This is a genomic window from Pseudoduganella sp. UC29_71 (genome assembly GCF_042693265.1).
In the GTDB taxonomy this organism is placed as follows: domain Bacteria; phylum Pseudomonadota; class Gammaproteobacteria; order Burkholderiales; family Burkholderiaceae_D; genus Rugamonas.
This window is the reverse complement of the sequence record NZ_CP170549.1, coordinates 4,012,078-4,028,054: the sequence shown is the minus strand read 5'-3', so window position 1 is coordinate 4,028,054 and position 15,977 is coordinate 4,012,078. Positions and strand designations below refer to the sequence as shown.

The window sequence follows — 15,977 nt, the reverse complement described above, 5'->3', positions numbered from 1 at the left end:
GCGCATGATGAAATGGAGTGACATCACGGCCATCGCCGAAGCGCTGTACGACAAATACCCCGAGATCGACCCGATCACCATCCGCTTCACCGACCTGCACAACTGGGTGGTGGACCTGGAAGGTTTCGACGACGACCACACCCGTGGCGGCGAAAAGGTGTTGGAAGCGATCCAGCAGGCGTGGATCGATGAAGCAGCCTAAGACCGCCAAGACGGCACCGCTGGGCGACACCGTCACGGCGGCGGCCAACCTGCCCGAGATCCGCGAAGGCCAGTCCGTCGCGCTGCTGCAGGAACTGCACATCCTCACGCGGGACGGCAAGCTGAACCAGGACAGCCGGCGCAAGCTCAAGCAGGTCTACCACCTGTACCAGTTCATCGAGCCGCTGCTGAAGGAAGTGCAGGCCCAGGAGGGGAAACTGCGTCCCGGCGTGTCGCTGGTTGACCACGGCGCCGGCAAGTCCTACCTCGGCTTCATCGTCTACGACCTGTTCTTCAAGCACCTTGACGACGGCTCGCACATCTACGGCATCGAAACGCGCGCCGAGCTGGTGGCGCGCTCGCAGGAACTGGCGGCCAAGTTCGGCTTCAAGGGCATGTCCTTCCTGCCGCTGTCCGTGGCCGAGTCGACCGAGTCGAAAGAGCTGCCCGAGCAGATCGACATCGTCACCGCGCTCCACGCCTGCAACACCGCCACCGACGACGCCATCGCCTTCGCGCTGAAGAAGAAGGCCAAGTTCATGGTGCTGGTGCCGTGCTGCCAGGCCGAAGTGGCCTCGGTGCTGAAGAAGAACAAGGCCAGGCAGCTGAAAAGCCCGCTGACCGAGATCTGGCGCCATCCGATCCACACGCGCGAATTCGGCAGCCAGGTCACCAATGTGCTGCGCTGTTTGCAGCTGGAGGCGCATGGCTACCACGTCAACGTGACGGAGCTGGTGGGCTGGGAGCACTCGATGAAGAATGAGCTCATCATCGCCAGCTACAAAAACCTGCCGCGCCGCCGTCCGACGGAGCGCTTGCAGGAGGTGATGGAGGCGCTGGGACTGGAAGAAATGGGCAATCGCTTCTTTGCGGAGCAGTTAGCCAAAGCTGAATAAACGGAAAAGGGCGGGAACATGAGTGAGCAGTGGATAGACCTGCGCAGTGACACCGTAACCCGCCCCAGCCCCGCCATGCTGGACGCGATGCGCGCCGCCGATACCGGCGACGACGTCTACGGCGACGACCCCACCGTCAACCTGCTGCAGGACACCGCCGCCGAGCTGTTCGGCTTCGAGGCGGCCCTGTACGCGCCGTCCGGCACCCAGTCCAATCTGATCGCACTGCTGGCCCATTGCGGGCGCGGCGACGAATACATCGTCGGCCAGGAAGCGCACACCTACCGCTACGAAGGCGGCGGCGCGGCGGTCCTCGGCAGCATCCAGCCGCAGCCCTTGCCCAACCAGGCCGACGGCAGCATCGCCATCGCCGACATCGAAGCCAACATCAAGCCGGACGACGTGCACTTCGCCCGTTCGCGCCTGCTGGCGCTGGAAAACACCATCGGCGGCCGCGTGCTGCCGGCGGACTACGTCGCGCGGGCCACCGCCTACGCGCACCAGCGCGGCCTGGCCACCCACCTGGACGGCGCCCGCATCTGCAACGCCGCCGTGCAGCAGGGCATCAGCCTGCGCGACGCGGTGCAGGGTTTCGACAGCGTGTCCGTCTGCCTTTCCAAAGGCCTGGGTGCGCCGGTCGGCTCGGTGCTGTGCGGCTCGCGCGCACTGGTCGAGCAGGGCAAGCGCTGGCGCAAGATGCTGGGCGGCGGCATGCGCCAGGCCGGCGTGATCGCCGCTGCGGGCCTGTACGCGCTGCGTCACAACGTCGAGCGCCTGGCGGACGACCACGCCAACGCCGCCTTCCTGGCCGCCGAACTGGCGAACATCCCCGGCCTGAAAGTCAGCACGCCGCAAACCAACATCTTCTACGTGGACGTGCCGCCGCAGCACACGGCTGGCCTGAACGCTGCCCTGGCGGCGGAGCAGATCCGCGTCTCCATGGCGCCGCGCCTGCGCCTCGTCACCCATCTCGATGCGCCGCGCGCCGGCCTCGAACGCACGGCCGCCGTTTTCGCGGCCTATTTCAGCAAGCTATGACAGAACAAGACAACACCGTCCGCCTCGCCAAGCGCGTGGCGGACATGCTCCCATGCTCGCGCCGCGAGGCCGAGCTGTATATCGAAGGCGCTTTCGTCCGCGTGGACGGCGAACTGGTTGAAGAACCCGGCGCGCGCGTGGCGCCGGAACAGACCGTGGAGCTGGCCAAGGACGCCACGCTGCTGGAGATCGCACCCGTCACCATCCTGCTGAACAAGCCGGCCGGCATCAGTGCCGGCATCGACAAGGACGGCCCTCCGGTATTCGGCCTGCTGAGCGAGGCCACGCGCACCGAGGCCGCGCGCGGCGAGCGCTTCCTCAAGCGCCACCTGGCGAACCTGTCGCTGGAGTCGCCGCTGGACACCATGGCCAGCGGCCTGGTGGTGCTGACGCAGGACTTCCGCATCACGCGCAAGCTGGGCGAAGGCCTGGAGCAGGAAATCATCGTGGAAGTGGAGGGCAGCATGGCCGACAACGGCCTGACCCTGCTGAACCACGGTCTGCCTTACAACGGCAAGCCGCTGCCGCCGATCAAGGTCAGCTGGCAAAACGAAAAGCGCCTGCGCTTCGCGCTGAAGTCGCCCAAGCCGGGCCAGATCCAGCACATGTGCAAACTGGTGGGCCTGAAGGTGGTGGCCATGAAGCGCATCCGCATCGGCCGCATCGCCATGTCCAGCCTGCCGGTCGGCGAATGGCGCTACCTGCAGGGCTTCGAACGTTTCTGACAGGCGCGGTTAGCCCGCTTGTACCGTGGCGGTCTTTTTCTCGGGCTTGGGCAGCTGGACCAGGCGGGTGCCGGCCAGGCGGTCGTGCAGGAACTGGCGGTCCTTGCCGAGGAAGGCCGTCAGCGCCCATGCCAGGATGCCGACGCCGATGGCGTTCAGCGCCTGCCAGCGGGTCAGGCCGAAGGCGTAGTCCACCACCAGCGCGGGCAGCACCCAGCCCCAGCTCAGCAGGTAGCGCAGCGCGGCGATTTTCGGCGGCACGTGGGCGTGGCCCGGCATCACCACCTTGATGCGCCAGGTGCGCATGGCCAGTGTCTGGCCCTCGCGCACCCATTGGTGGATGAAGTAGGCGCCCAGCACCAGGAAGGCCAGCATCTGGCGCATGTGCTCGGCCACCGGCGTGTGCGACGCGCCGGAGACGATTTCAAAAATCAGGAAGGGCAGGAACAGCACCGCGAACGCCAGCAGCAGTTCGTACACCATGGAGATCAGGCGGCGCTTGACCGTCGGTACCGGCTGGTCGGCCACGGCGGCCGTGGCGTTATTTGACATTGGCAGGCGCGGGCTGGCTGGACGGGGTGCTGCCGGGCGGAGAGGCCGGCGCGGCGGCGGGCACAGCGCCGGGCGCAACGTTCGATGCGCCGGGAACGGCTGCGGGCGCACCCGCTGCCGGTACGGCCGCGCCGGGGGCGGCGGCCGGAGTCACGCCGGGCGCGCCCGGTATCGCTGCCGTGCCGGGAGGACGGGACTTGACCGGCGCCACCACCGGCGCCTTGCTTTGCGTCGGCGTCGGCGGATTGGCGACCTGTTTCTTGGGCGCCTTGTCGGCCAGCTGTTTCTTCTTCTCTTCCGGCAGTTGCTGGTACTGCTCCCACTGGGCCGATTTCTGGCCCGGGTGATCTTCTGCGAGCGGGCGAAATTCTCGCGCACCTGGCGGCGCTGTTCCGGGGTCAGGCGCAGCCAGTCGCGCATGCGCTCGTGTACGCGCTGCTGCTCGTCCGGCTTCATGGAGGCGAAGCGGTTGGCGATTTCCAGCCATTTCTGCTTGCGCAGGCCTTCCAGCTTGTTCCACTCGCCCGACAGCGGCTCGAGCGCGCGCTGCTGCGCGGGCGTGAGGTCTTTCCATAGCGGTTTTTGCAGCGCGATGGGCGCGACGGCATGCTTGCCGGGGGCGGCGGCAGGGGCTGCGGCAGGCGCGCCGCCTTGCGCAGCGGCCAGCGCAGTCCAGCCTAGCAGGAGGGCGGAAACAATCTTACGCGCCATCCTTATTGCTCGCGATTCTCAAGATAAGCGTTGAAGCCATGGTCCAGGTAGGCCGACAGCGGCAGTTCGTCCGACAGCACGGCCGCGTCCAGCTCGGCCAGTTCGGCGATGCGCTGCTGTTCTTCGTACTGGTACACGCCCACCATGCCGGCCACCAGGATCAGCATCGGCACGGCCACGCGCATGCGGCCCAGCCAGCTGAACGGGCTGCTGAGGAAGCCGCCGGCGCCGGCCGTAGCCAGCTCGGACTGGGTCACGCGCACCGGCACGTGCGCCTTCTTGCGCGCCAGCGCGGCCTTGCGGGCGGCGGCCAGGCGGTCGGTGGTCGAAGCCGGCAGGTCGTCCAGCTTCTCGTTGAGTGCGTGGCGCACCCGATAGGCAAAGTTCAGATCGTCGGTATTCATAATTTAATTCCCTTGGCTTTGAGCGCTTCCGCGAGAGTGTGAGTTGCTCGTGAGCAATGTGTTTTCACGCTCCCTTCGGAACATCCCATCGCTTCGGCCGTCTCGGCCACGTCCAGATCATGTAAGTAACGCATAAGGAAGGCTTCCCGTTGACGCGCGGGCAGTTTTTGCACTTCATCATCGATGGCGCTCAGCACCTGCATGCGCTCGACCTTGTCGGCGCTCGACTCGGCCGCCTCGGTGCCCTGTTCGGCCTCGTAGGACTCCAGGATGTCGAAGTCCTCGTGCTCGTCGGCCGACGAACTCATGCCGGAAAACAGGCTGACCCAGGTGTTGCGCACCTTTTCGCGCCGGAAATAGTCGAGGATGGTGGTTTGCAGGATGCGCTGGAACAGCATCGGCAGCTCGGCGGCCGGCTTGTCGCCGTATTTTTCGGCCAGCTTGATCATCGCATCCTGCACGATGTCCAGGGCGCTCTCATCCTTGCGGACCGCGTAGACGGCTTGTTTAAAGGCGCGCCGCTCGACGTTTTCGAGAAAATCCGATAGTTCTTTGTCTGTTGCCATGCGTCGGGGAGCGTACTGCGGGGGAGATGAACAGGCTGCATCCTAGCAAAAAACGGGCCTTTCCGCTTGTTTTTGATATTTGCAAACAGGGAAATGCACCAGTTTGGCATCCAAATTGAATGTTACTCACAATTTTACTTGACCAATTTGGTGCGGCGCAGTAACGTATAGATCGCTTCGCACACCACGAAGCCCTTGGTTTTGTCCGGCAGCACACAACGCTGTCACCGACATCGCCCGCTTTCATTTGTCAGCAGTTTGCTCTAACCCGCGCCACAAGCGCGAGAGGTATGCACAACCGCGGCAGACACTCCGGCCAAACGAGTTGCGTTTAGCGCCACTTTGCACCGTATCTATGGGTACGGGAAGAAGTGCCGTGACCGCAGAAAGAAGGGACGCCAGGAGAACTGCCCCGCATTGCATAGCTTCGCCAGGAAAGAGCATCCGATCAATCTCCTATGGACCTTGAAAGGAATGTTTCATGAACACCGAAGCAAATGCACCCATCACGGGCGCAGAGATACTCGTTCGCTGTTTAGCTGAGGAAGGCGTAGAACACGTCTTTGGCTACCCAGGCGGCGCAGTGCTCTACATCTACGACGCCATCTTCAAGCAGGACAAATTCCAGCACGTTCTCGTCCGTCACGAGCAGGCCGCTATCCATGCCGCCGACGCGTATTCGCGTTGCTCGCAAAAAGTCGGCGTGGCGCTGGTAACTTCCGGCCCAGGTGTGACCAATGCCGTCACCGGCCTGTCCACCGCCTACATGGATTCCATTCCCATGGTCGTGATCTCGGGCCAGGTGCCCAGCCACGCCATCGGCCAGGACGCCTTCCAGGAATGCGACACCGTGGGCATCACCCGCCCCGTGGTCAAGCACAACTTCCTGGTCAAGGATGTGAAAGACCTGGCGGAAACCGTCAAGAAAGCATTCTTTATCGCCCGCACCGGCCGTCCCGGTCCCGTGCTGGTCGATATCCCGAAAGACATCAGCATGCACAAGGCGCCGTTCTCCTATCCCAAGGAGATCGAAATGCGCTCGTACAAGCCGGTGGACAAGGGCCACTCCGGCCAGATCCGCAAGGCCGTGCAACTGCTGCTGCAAGCCGAACGCCCGATGATCTACACCGGCGGCGGCGTGATCCTGGCCAATGCCGCACCGGAGCTGAACAAGCTGGTCGACAAGCTGGGCTTCCCGGTCACCAACACGCTGATGGGCCTGGGCGCCTACCGCGCCACCGATGAGAAATTCATCGGCATGCCCGGCATGCACGGCACCTACGAAGCGAACATGGCGATGCAGAACTGCGACGTGCTGATCGCCATCGGCGCCCGCTTCGACGACCGCGTGATCGGCAACCCGAAGCACTTCGCCACCAACCCGCGCAAGATCATCCACGTGGACATCGACCCCTCGTCGATCTCCAAGCGCGTCAAGGTCGATATTCCCATCGTCGGCAACGTCAAGGACGTGCTGGTCGAATTCCTGGCCCAGCTGGACGCCACCGACCAGAAGCCGAACCTGCCCGCCGTGAGCAACTGGTGGAAGCAGATCAATGAATGGCGCGGCAAGGACTGCCTGAAGTACAGCAGCTCGGACCTGGTCATCAAGCCGCAGGACGTGGTCGAGAAGCTGTGGCAAGTCACCGGCGGCGACGCCTACGTCACCTCCGACGTCGGCCAGCACCAGATGTGGGCTGCGCAGTACTACAAGTTCGACAAGCCGCGCCGCTGGATCAATTCCGGCGGCCTGGGCACCATGGGTGTGGGCCTGCCGTACGCCATGGGCGTGCAGATGGCCAATCCGGACGCCACCGTCGCCTGCATCACCGGCGAGGGCTCGATCCAGATGAACATCCAGGAACTGGCGACCTGCAAGCAGTACCACCTGACGCCGAAGATCATCCTGTTGAACAACCGCTTCCTGGGCATGGTGCGCCAGTGGCAGCAGATCGACTACGGTTCGCGCTACTCCGAGTCCTATATGGATTCGCTGCCGGACTTCGAGAAGCTGGCCGAGGCCTATGGCCACGTCGGCATGCGCATTGAAAAGCCGGGCGACGTCGAGAACGCGCTCAAGGATGCCTTCCGGATGAAGGACAAGCTGGTCTTCATGAATTTCATTACCGACCAGAGCGAAAATGTGTGGCCGATGGTGAAGGCAGGCAAAGGCCTCTCCGAAATGCTGCTGGGTTCGGAGGATCTGTAATGCGACATATTATTTCTGTACTGCTGGAAAACGAAGCCGGCGCGCTGTCCCGCGTGGTGGGCCTGTTCTCGGCCCGCGGCTACAACATCGAAACCCTGACCGTGGCGCCGACCGAGGACGCGACCCTGTCGCGCATGACCATCGTCACCACCGGCTCGGACGACATCATCGAGCAGATCACCAAGCACCTCAATCGCCTGATTGAAGTGGTCAAGGTGGTCGACCTGACCGAAGGCCAGCACATCGAGCGCGAGCTGATGCTGATCAAGGTGAGGGCGGTGGGCAAGGAGCGCGAGGAAATGAAGCGCACCGCCGATATTTTCCGTGGCCGCATCATCGACGTCACCGAAAAGACCTACACCATTGAGCTGACGGGCGCCAAGAGCAAGCTGGACGCCTTCATCGATGCCATCGACCGCACCTCGATCCTGGAAACCGTCCGTACCGGCGGCTCGGGCATCGGACGCGGCGAACGCATCCTCAAAGTTTAAATTTTTAGTATTACCGAATATTTACCGAATATCTCACCAAGGAATGACCATGAAAGTTTTCTACGACAAAGACGCCGACATCTCCCTGATCAAGGGCAAAAACGTAGCCATCATCGGCTACGGCTCGCAGGGCCATGCCCACGCGCAAAACCTGACCGACTCCGGCGTGAACGTCACCGTCGGCCTGCGCAAGGGCGGCGCCTCCTGGCAGAAAGTGGAAGCGGCCGGCATCAAGGTTGCTGAAGTAAACGACGCCGTCAAAGCGGCCGACGTCATCATGATTCTGCTGCCGGACGAAAACATCGCGCAGGTTTACAACGAAAACGTGGCGCCGCACGCCAAGCAGGGCGCCGTGCTGGCCTTCGCGCACGGCTTCAACGTGCACTACGGCCAAGTCGTGCCGCGCGCCGACCTGGACGTGATCATGGTTGCGCCCAAGGCCCCGGGCCACACCGTGCGCGGCACCTACCGCCAGGGTGGCGGCGTGCCGCACCTGATCGCCGTGTACCAGGACAAGTCCGGCAACGCGCGCGACATCGCCCTGTCCTACGCTTCGGCCAACGGCGGCGGCAAGGCCGGCATCATCGAAACCAACTTCCGCGAAGAGACCGAGACCGACCTGTTCGGTGAGCAGGCTGTCCTGTGCGGCGGCGCGGTCGAGCTGATCAAGGCCGGCTTCGAAACCCTGACCGAAGCGGGCTACGCGCCGGAAATGGCTTACTTCGAGTGCCTGCACGAGCTGAAGCTGATCGTCGACCTGATCTACGAAGGCGGCATCGCCAACATGAACTACTCGATCTCGAACAACGCCGAATACGGCGAGTACGTGACCGGCCCGAAAGTGGTGACCTCGGCCACCAAGGAAGCGATGCGCCAGTGCCTGAAGGACATCCAGACCGGCGAATACGCCAAGAGCTTCATCCTGGAAAACAAGGCCGGCGCACCGACCCTGATTTCCCGCCGCCGCCTGACCGCCGAGCACCCGATCGAAGAAGTGGGCGCCAAGCTGCGCGCGATGATGCCTTGGATTGCGAAAAACAAGCTGGTGGACCAGTCGAAAAACTAAAGCCAACGCGGGCGCGAGCCCGCGCGCTTCCAGCCCGCCCGCGCAAGCCGGCGGGCTTTTTTTTATGCTTGACGTCAGCGCCGCGCGCTGCAGTGCGCGCCGGCCTGGCGGCGCAGCTGGCCGGTACAACAAGTTCACCGCTGTCCTGCACAATTCGTCCTGGCTTCCGGGCGGATTGTGCTATGCTACTGTCAAGTAAGTCATCGTTCCTCCGAGCCTCACTCCCGCTCACGCTTGTTGATTTCCGTGCCGCCCCGGCACGCGCCAGTGCCCAGTCCCGCATTGCTCATATTGATTCCCCGCCCGCAGCCTTGCCGCGTGCGCCGTATCGACACTGACCGGACCAGCCATGCCCTTTTCCAATTCGAATAACGAGGCCAGCCGCCTCGACGCCCTGTACAAACTGAAACTGCTCGACACCCCGCCGAGCGAAGCCCTGGACCGCATCACGCGCATGGCCGCGCGCGTGTTCGGCCTGCCCATCGCGGCCGTGTCGCTGACCGACGTGGACCGCCAGTGGTTCAAGTCGCGCGTGGGCGTGGAGCACGAATCCATCCCGCGCATGAAAGCGCCGTGCGCCGAAGTGAGCGAGACCTCGGGCGTGCTGGTGATCGCCGACCTGCTGGAAGACCACTGCTACCGCGACAGCGTCCTGGCCGCCAGCGGCGTGCGCTACTACGCCGGCGCGCCGCTGATCACCGCCGACGGCCACTGCCTGGGCGCCATCTGCGTGCTGGGCCTGGCGCCGCGCGCCACCACGCAGGAAGAAATCGCCTACCTGTGCGACCTGGCCGCCATGGTGATGGCGCACATCGAACTGCGGCACGCGGTGGGCCGTGTCGACGCGCTCAGCGGCCTGCCCAACCGCAACCAGTTCATCGAGGATTTCGAGGACATGCAGCGCGACAGCCCGCCGGACGAATTGCGCCTGGCCGTGGTGGTCAACCTGGCCACCCCCGAGCAGCTGGACAGCGCGGCGCGCGTGAAAAGTTCGTCCTACCTGGACGAACTGGTGATGGAAGCGGCCAACTGGATGCGCGCCCAGATGGAGCCGGGCCGCCGCATCTACCACGTGGGCGACGCGCAGTTTGCGCTGTTCGCGCCCGCCTGCCTCACGGTCGAGGAATACCTGCCCAAGCTGCGCGAGAAGCTGCGCCGCGCGGCCGGCCTCGCCAGCTCCCGCCACATTGCCACGCCGTCGGTGGGCGTGGCGCCGTTCGTGCTGGGCGGCGCCAGTTGCCTGGACGTGCTGCGCACGGCGCAAAGCGCGGCGCACGACGCCATCGTCCAGCCCGACCGCATCGCCGTCTATTCGCGCAGCGAGGACGCGGCCTGCCAGCGCCGCTTCCTGCTGCTCAACGAATTTGGCGGTGCGCTGGAAAGCGGTGGCCAGCTGCGCCTGGTGTTCCAGCCGCGCGTGGACCTGGAAAGCGGCGCCTGCGTGGGCGCCGAGGCGTTGCTGCGCTGGACCCACCCGGAGCTGGGCACCCTGTCGCCGGGCGAATTCATCCCGGTGATCGAGCGCTCGGGCCTGGCGCAAGCGGCCACGGCCTGGGTGCTGAATGCGGCGCTGCGCCAGCAGCGGCTGTGGCGCCACGCCGGACTGGATCTGCAGCTGTCGGTCAACGTGTCGCCCGCCAACCTGCTGGAGCCGGACTTTGTGGCGCGGGTGGAGCACGGCTTGCACATGTACGATCTGCCGGCTTCCTGCCTGGAGCTGGAGATCACCGAAAGCGCCATCATGGCGCATCCCGAGCGCGCACACGCCACGCTGGAAGCCATCGCCGAGATCGGTGTGCGCCTTGCTATCGACGATTTCGGCACCGGCTACAGCAGCCTGTCCTATTTGCAGAGCATGCCGGCCGACGTGGTCAAGATCGACCAGTCCTTCATCATCGGACTGGAGGGCGACAAGCGCAAGCAGTCACTGGTGAGCACCATGATCTCGCTGACGCGCGACCTGGGCCACCGCGTGGTCGCCGAGGGCGTGGAGTGCGGCGAAGTGCACACCTTCCTGAAGCTGGCCGGCTGCGACGAAGCGCAAGGCTATCTGTTCGCGCGGCCGCTGGAGGCGGCCAGCTTCCAGGCCTGGTGCGGCGCCGGCGGCGCCACGTCCGCCAGCCAGCGCCGCATGCTGCGCGCGTTCGTTTAGCCGAACAGCTTGCCCTTCAGCAGGCTGATGCCTTGCGCCACCATGTCGTCCTGCGGCACGGCGCCGTGCGGCGTCAGCTGGTCGATGATTTGCGGCAGCAGCTGGGCCAGGCCGGTGCTGGCATGCTCCGGCGCCAGGCCGGCCTGCTGGGCGATCTGCGCCAGCTGATCGCTGCCCAGCGCATCGCTGATCTGGTTGCCGGACACGGCCTGGTTCTCGCCCGTGCCCACCCACGACGCCACCTGGTCGCCCAAGCCGCTGGCCTGCAGCTTCTGCAACAGGCCCTGCAGTCCGCCGGCCTGGTCGATCAGGCCGATGACGCTGCTGACCAGGTCGCCCTGCGGCACCGCGTCCTGTTTTTGCGCGCCCAATGAGCCGAGCACTTGTCCTGCGAGTTGATCGAGTAGTCCCATGTCGTTCTCCCGGTTGGCCGCGCAATCGCGTTGTTTATATTATCACGAAGAAAAAAGTCGGCCCTGTTACAAACGCTCACTTAGTTGTGCTGGGAGCATCGTCAATTTCGGTTAAAGTTGCTTCACGATTTAACCAAGGAGCAACAAAATGACCGCCAAGAAGACCATCCTCGCCGCCGCCATGCTGATCCTGGGCGCCGCCGCCCAGGCGCAAGCCCAGCAGACCCCGACCAGCGGCACCCTGGTCATCGTTCCGGCCCAGGGCGAAGTGCGCGCCAATAACGACCAGGCCGTCGCCACGCTGGCCATCGAAGAGCAGGACAAGGACAAGGCCGCCGCCGCCTCGCGCGTGAACCAGAAAATGAAGCAGGGCCTGGACATCGTGAAGAAGGAAGACCCGCAAGCCAGCCTGAAAACCCAGGGCTACTACACCTACCCGGTGTACCCGGAAGACCGTCCCATCGCCCCCGGCGCCGCACCCAAGCCGCGCGTGCCGACCGCCTGGCGCGTGGGCCAGTACCTGCAAGTGACCACCACCAACCTGGACAAGCTGCCGAAAACCGTGGCCGCCGCCCAGAAGGTGCTGACCCTGAACAACCTGAACTTCGGCCTGTCGCCGGCCGCCACCAGGAAGCTGGACGAGCAGCGCATCGCCGCGACGTACCAGAACCTGAACGAGCGCATCGCCGCCATCGCCAACGCCATGGGCCGCAAGGTGAGCGACGCCACGCTGGACACGGTGGACTTCGAAGGCTCCGGCGCCTACGCCCGCGAAGCCATGGCCGCGCCTGCGCCCATGATGATGATGCGCGGCAAAGCGATGGACAGCGCCGAAGTGTCCGAGCCGAGTTTCGAGCCGGGCGAGACCACGCTGGAAATGCGCGTGGTGGGCAAAGTGAAATTCAAGTAAGCGACACTTCATTTCTTTTGCTGCGGTGTCCCTTATATAATAGGGCCGAACATTGATATCACCGCAGCACTAGAAATGGAACCCAATGGCAAATTTCCCCCGTCGCAGACCTAAAACCGGCGTAGCACAGGCCAAGCCCAAGAACTCGCGTCTAGCCCGGTTCGCGCGCAAGGCCCGTGGCGAAAGCGAAGGCGGCGTTGCCCGCCCGCGTTCGCGCGGCATCTACCTGCTGCCCAACGCCTTCACGACGGGAGCGCTGTTCTGCGGTTTCTACGCCATCGTCATGGCCATGAACCAGCGTTTCGAGCACGCCGCCTGGGCCATCTTCATCGCCATGGTGCTGGATGGCCTGGACGGCCGCATCGCCCGCCTGACCAATACCCAAAGCGAGTTCGGCGCCCAGTACGACTCCCTGTCGGACATGGTGTCCTTCGGCGCCGCCCCGGCGCTGGTGATCTATGAATGGTCGCTGCGCGGCATGGGCAAGCTGGGCTGGATCGCCGCCTTCGTCTACTGCGCCGGCGCCGCGCTGCGCCTGGCGCGCTTCAACACCAATATCGAAGTGGTGGACAAGCGCTTCTTCCAGGGCTTGCCCAGCCCGGCCGCCGCCGCCATCGTGGGCGGCTTCGTGCTGCTGATGGTGGACCTGGAAGTGCCCGGCCTGCAGCTGGCCTGGACCTCGTTCGCCATCGCCCTGTTCGCCGGCCTGACCATGGTCACCAACGTGCCGTTCTACAGCTTCAAGGACGTCAACTTCCGCAAGTCCGTGCCCTTCATCGCCGTGTTCCTGATCGCACTGTTCTTCGCGCTGGTATCGATCGACCCGCCGAAAGTGCTGTTCCCGCTATTCATCGTGTACGGCCTGTCCGGCTACCTGGTGTTCTTCTGGCGCCTGGCCAAGGGCAAGCCGGTGAGCATCATCCAGACCGACGAAGAACCGGTCGACGAGAGCGAACGCCGCTAGCTAGCCCGGAGGCGGTTCCACCCCAGCCATAAGGAGATATCGTTATGAGCCTTAGCAACCGCCTCATCATTTTCGACACCACCCTGCGCGACGGCGAACAATCGCCGGGCGCCTCCATGACGCGCGAAGAGAAGCTGCGCATCGCCAAGCAGCTGGAACGGCTGAAGGTGGACGTCATTGAGGCCGGCTTCGCCGCCGCTTCGCAGGGCGACTTCGAATCCATCAAGGCCATCGCCTCGCACGTGCGCGAATCCACCGTGTGCTCGCTGTCGCGCGCCAACGACCGCGACATCGCCCGCGCCGCCGAGGCGCTGGCGCCGGCCGAGCGCAAGCGCATCCACACCTTCATCGCCACCTCGCCGCTGCACATGCAGATGAAGCTGCGCATGGAGCCCGAACAGGTGCTCGAGCAGGCCAAACTGGCCGTGCGCTACGCCCGCAACCACACCGACGACATTGAATTCAGCCCCGAGGATGGCAGCCGCTCGGAAGAAGACTTCCTGTGCCGCGTGCTGGAAGGCGTGATCGCCGAGGGCGCCACCACCATCAACTTCCCGGACACGGTGGGCTACGCCGTGCCGGAAATGTTCGGCGCCACCATCAAGCGGCTGCGCGAGCGCATCCCCAATTCGGACAAGGCCGTGTGGTCCGTGCACTGCCACAACGACCTCGGGCTGGCGGTAGCCAACTCGCTGGCCGGCGTGATGATAGGCGGCGCGCGCCAGATCGAATGCACCATCAACGGCCTGGGCGAGCGGGCCGGCAACACCGCGCTGGAAGAAGTCGTGATGGCGCTGCGCACGCGGCAAGCCTATTACAACCTGACGGTGGGCATCGACACCACGCAGATCGTGGCTGCCTCCAAGATGGTGTCGCAGATCACCGGCTTCGCGGTGCAGCCCAACAAGGCCGTGGTGGGCGCCAACGCCTTCGCGCACGCCTCCGGCATCCACCAGGACGGCATCCTGAAGGCGCGCGAAACCTACGAAATCATGCGCGCCGAAGACGTGGGCTGGACCGCCAACAAGATCGTGCTGGGCAAGCTGTCCGGCCGCAACGCCTTCAAGCAGCGGCTGCAGGAACTGGGCATCGAGATGGATTCCGAAGCCGAAGTGAACGCCGCCTTTGGCCGCTTCAAGGAGCTGGCCGACCGCAAATCCGAAATCTTCGACGAAGACATCATGGCGCTGGTGGCCGACGAGGAAGTGGCCCAGGAAAACGAATACTACCGCTACGTATCGCTGGCGCAGCGCTCCGAGACCGGCGAGACGCCGACCGCGAAGGTAGTGTTCTCCATGGACGGCAAGGAATACAGCTGCGACGGGCAGGGCGACGGGCCGGTGGACGCCATGGTCAACGCCATCGAAAGCCAGGCCAAGAGCGGCGCCGAGCTGGTGCTGTTCTCGATCAACGCCATCAGCACCGGCACCCAGTCGCAGGGCGAAGTGACGATGCGGCTCTCGAACGCCGGGCGCATCGTCAACGGCGTCGGCTCCGACCCCGACATCGTGGTCGCCTCGGCCAAGGCCTACCTGTCCGGCCTCAACAAGCTCCACTCCAAGATCGAGCGCGTCAACCCCCAAACCGAATAATATTGGGGTCAGGTCCGGCATCGCGCCATCTGTAACAATGGGGTCAGATCCGGCATCACGCCATTTGGCGCGATGCCGGATCTGACCCCGCGCGCTTTTGGCGTGATGCCGGACCTGACCCCGTAGGGTTGTAGGTGACCCCGTAGGGTTAGGACCTGACCCCGTAGGGTTAGCGGAAGAAGCGCGGCTTTTCTTCGTAGGCGGGATCGGGGCCGGCCATCATTTCGCGCACGATGCCGGCTTGGTCGAAATGTACGTGCATCATGGAGTTCCACACGCCGGACTGCTTGTAGCGGTAGGACCAGACCGTCAGGTCGCGCAGCGCCAGGTAGCTCGTTTCGGCCGGGTGGCCTATGGTGCGCAGCACGTCGTCGCGCGTGGCGATGCCCACTTTCAGCGTGGCGAACTTTTCGTCCGTCAGCACCTGCTCGTAGGATTTCAAGCCGCCGTCCGGCCCGAAGCGCGCCATGTACGCGTACTGGCCGAAGGGCTGGGTGGTGTATTCGAGCACCGTGTCGCCACCGGCGACGTAGACGGCGTTGGGCTGGCCCAGCTTGGCTTTGACCGCGTCCATGCGCTCGCCGAAGGCCGGCGGCGGGCCGCCCAGGCCGGCGCATGCTGCCAGCAGCAGCGGCAATATTGTTGCAATGATCAGTTTTTTCATCGTTCTCACCTGTGCTTGGGTAATTGTAGCCATGCCCGCCTAATTCCGTTATACTCGCGGGTCTGGTCTTTGGATCAGTATATTTTTAATCGTAATCACGGTGCGCAGGGTTCAGACTCCGCATACCGCATGTGAAAGGTAATATCATGACCGTAGAAAACATCAACAAAGCCGCGATCATCGCGGACAACGCACGTGGCCAGAACGACACCGGCTCCCCAGAAGTTCAAGTTGCGCTGCTGACCGCACGCATCAACGAACTGAACGGTCACTTCAAAGCCCACAGCAAAGATCACCACAGCCGTCGTGGCCTGATCATGATGGTTAACCGTCGTAAATCCCTGCTGGCTTACCTGAAAAACAAAGATGCAACCCGTTACCGCGATCTGATCGCTAAACTGGGCCTGCGTAAGTAATCTTTGT

Annotated in this window: 18 protein-coding genes; 12 read left to right on the top strand and 6 right to left on the bottom strand. The window is 64.1% G+C overall.

Annotation, left to right across the window (positions count from 1 at the left end; translation table 11 throughout):
* The first annotated feature begins 7 nt into the window (after positions 1-7).
* From iscX to ACFJI2_RS17830, 4 genes are read left to right on the top strand one after another with little or no spacing between them, the layout of a single operon-like run.
* On the top strand, positions 8-202 hold the full coding sequence (gene iscX / locus ACFJI2_RS17845) for a Fe-S cluster assembly protein IscX (protein ID WP_377705860.1): 195 nt from the start codon (positions 8-10) through the stop codon (positions 200-202).
* Positions 189-1,097, top strand: a complete 909-nt coding sequence (locus ACFJI2_RS17840; RefSeq protein WP_377701229.1) for a class I SAM-dependent methyltransferase — start codon at positions 189-191, stop codon at positions 1,095-1,097. Before iscX ends, ACFJI2_RS17840 begins: the two co-directional genes overlap by 14 nt.
* An 18-nt stretch (positions 1,098-1,115) precedes the next feature.
* Positions 1,116-2,135: a low-specificity L-threonine aldolase gene (gene ltaE, locus ACFJI2_RS17835; RefSeq protein ID WP_377701228.1), complete on the top strand. Its 1,020-nt coding sequence runs from the start codon at positions 1,116-1,118 to the stop codon at positions 2,133-2,135.
* Positions 2,132-2,860, top strand: a complete 729-nt coding sequence (locus tag ACFJI2_RS17830) for an rRNA pseudouridine synthase (RefSeq protein WP_377701227.1) — start codon at positions 2,132-2,134, stop codon at positions 2,858-2,860. Before ltaE ends, ACFJI2_RS17830 begins: the two co-directional genes overlap by 4 nt.
* Before the next feature lie 9 nt (positions 2,861-2,869).
* Here ACFJI2_RS17830 and ACFJI2_RS17825 read toward each other — a convergent pair whose 3' ends face one another.
* The 4 genes from ACFJI2_RS17825 to ACFJI2_RS17810 form a co-directional block, all read right to left on the bottom strand.
* A complete protein-coding gene (locus ACFJI2_RS17825) occupies positions 2,870-3,412 on the bottom strand; it encodes an RDD family protein (protein ID WP_377701226.1) in 543 nt (180 codons plus the stop codon).
* A gap of 150 nt (positions 3,413-3,562) precedes the next feature.
* On the bottom strand, positions 3,563-4,123 hold the full coding sequence (locus ACFJI2_RS17820) for a DUF3106 domain-containing protein (protein ID WP_377701225.1): 561 nt from the start codon (positions 4,121-4,123) through the stop codon (positions 3,563-3,565).
* A gap of 2 nt (positions 4,124-4,125) precedes the next feature.
* Positions 4,126-4,527, bottom strand: a complete 402-nt coding sequence (locus ACFJI2_RS17815) for a DUF3619 family protein (RefSeq protein WP_377701224.1) — start codon at positions 4,525-4,527, stop codon at positions 4,126-4,128.
* Positions 4,524-5,093 (bottom strand): RNA polymerase sigma factor, encoded by a 570-nt coding sequence (locus ACFJI2_RS17810; RefSeq protein ID WP_107980529.1) that lies wholly within the window; start codon positions 5,091-5,093, stop codon positions 4,524-4,526. Before ACFJI2_RS17810 ends, ACFJI2_RS17815 begins: the two co-directional genes overlap by 4 nt.
* Positions 5,094-5,574: 481 nt before the next feature.
* Here ACFJI2_RS17810 and ACFJI2_RS17805 point away from each other — a divergent pair, with 481 nt between their 5' ends.
* From ACFJI2_RS17805 to ACFJI2_RS17790, 4 genes are all read left to right on the top strand, one after another.
* Positions 5,575-7,302 (top strand): acetolactate synthase 3 catalytic subunit, encoded by a 1,728-nt coding sequence (locus tag ACFJI2_RS17805; RefSeq protein WP_377701222.1) that lies wholly within the window; start codon positions 5,575-5,577, stop codon positions 7,300-7,302.
* Positions 7,302-7,793, top strand: a complete 492-nt coding sequence (gene ilvN / locus ACFJI2_RS17800; RefSeq protein WP_055935546.1) for an acetolactate synthase small subunit — start codon at positions 7,302-7,304, stop codon at positions 7,791-7,793. The genes ACFJI2_RS17805 and ilvN overlap by 1 nt, the downstream gene beginning before the upstream one ends.
* Before the next feature lie 49 nt (positions 7,794-7,842).
* Positions 7,843-8,859 (top strand): ketol-acid reductoisomerase, encoded by a 1,017-nt coding sequence (gene ilvC, locus ACFJI2_RS17795; RefSeq protein WP_056405196.1) that lies wholly within the window; start codon positions 7,843-7,845, stop codon positions 8,857-8,859.
* A gap of 349 nt (positions 8,860-9,208) precedes the next feature.
* A complete protein-coding gene (locus ACFJI2_RS17790) occupies positions 9,209-11,011 on the top strand; it encodes a putative bifunctional diguanylate cyclase/phosphodiesterase (protein WP_377701221.1) in 1,803 nt (600 codons plus the stop codon).
* On the opposite strand, the gene ACFJI2_RS17785 is transcribed toward ACFJI2_RS17790, so the two are convergent.
* A complete protein-coding gene (locus ACFJI2_RS17785; protein ID WP_377701219.1) occupies positions 11,008-11,424 on the bottom strand; it encodes a YidB family protein in 417 nt (138 codons plus the stop codon). The two genes, ACFJI2_RS17790 and ACFJI2_RS17785, sit on opposite strands and share 4 nt — an antisense overlap.
* 148 nt (positions 11,425-11,572) lie before the next feature.
* Here ACFJI2_RS17785 and ACFJI2_RS17780 point away from each other — a divergent pair, with 148 nt between their 5' ends.
* The 3 genes from ACFJI2_RS17780 (at position 11,573) to ACFJI2_RS17770 (ending at position 14,890) form a co-directional block, all read left to right on the top strand.
* Complete coding sequence (locus tag ACFJI2_RS17780; RefSeq protein ID WP_107870951.1) at positions 11,573-12,334, top strand: SIMPL domain-containing protein; 762 nt, start codon at positions 11,573-11,575, stop codon at positions 12,332-12,334.
* A gap of 85 nt (positions 12,335-12,419) precedes the next feature.
* Positions 12,420-13,298 carry a CDP-diacylglycerol--serine O-phosphatidyltransferase gene (pssA, locus tag ACFJI2_RS17775; protein WP_377701218.1) on the top strand — a complete coding sequence of 293 codons (879 nt, stop codon included), beginning with the start codon at positions 12,420-12,422 and terminating at the stop codon, positions 13,296-13,298.
* 44 nt (positions 13,299-13,342) lie between these two features.
* Positions 13,343-14,890 carry a 2-isopropylmalate synthase gene (locus tag ACFJI2_RS17770; protein WP_377701217.1) on the top strand — a complete coding sequence of 516 codons (1,548 nt, stop codon included), beginning with the start codon at positions 13,343-13,345 and terminating at the stop codon, positions 14,888-14,890.
* A gap of 169 nt (positions 14,891-15,059) precedes the next feature.
* Here the strand turns inward: ACFJI2_RS17770 and bamE are convergent, their stop codons facing one another.
* Positions 15,060-15,554: an outer membrane protein assembly factor BamE gene (gene bamE / locus ACFJI2_RS17765; protein WP_377701216.1), complete on the bottom strand. Its 495-nt coding sequence runs from the start codon at positions 15,552-15,554 to the stop codon at positions 15,060-15,062.
* A gap of 146 nt (positions 15,555-15,700) precedes the next feature.
* Here bamE and rpsO point away from each other — a divergent pair, with 146 nt between their 5' ends.
* The gene (rpsO, locus tag ACFJI2_RS17760; protein ID WP_093556317.1) at positions 15,701-15,970 is read left to right on the top strand and encodes a 30S ribosomal protein S15; all 270 of its coding nucleotides are present in this window, start codon (positions 15,701-15,703) and stop codon (positions 15,968-15,970) included.
* Positions 15,971-15,977: the final 7 nt, after the last annotated feature.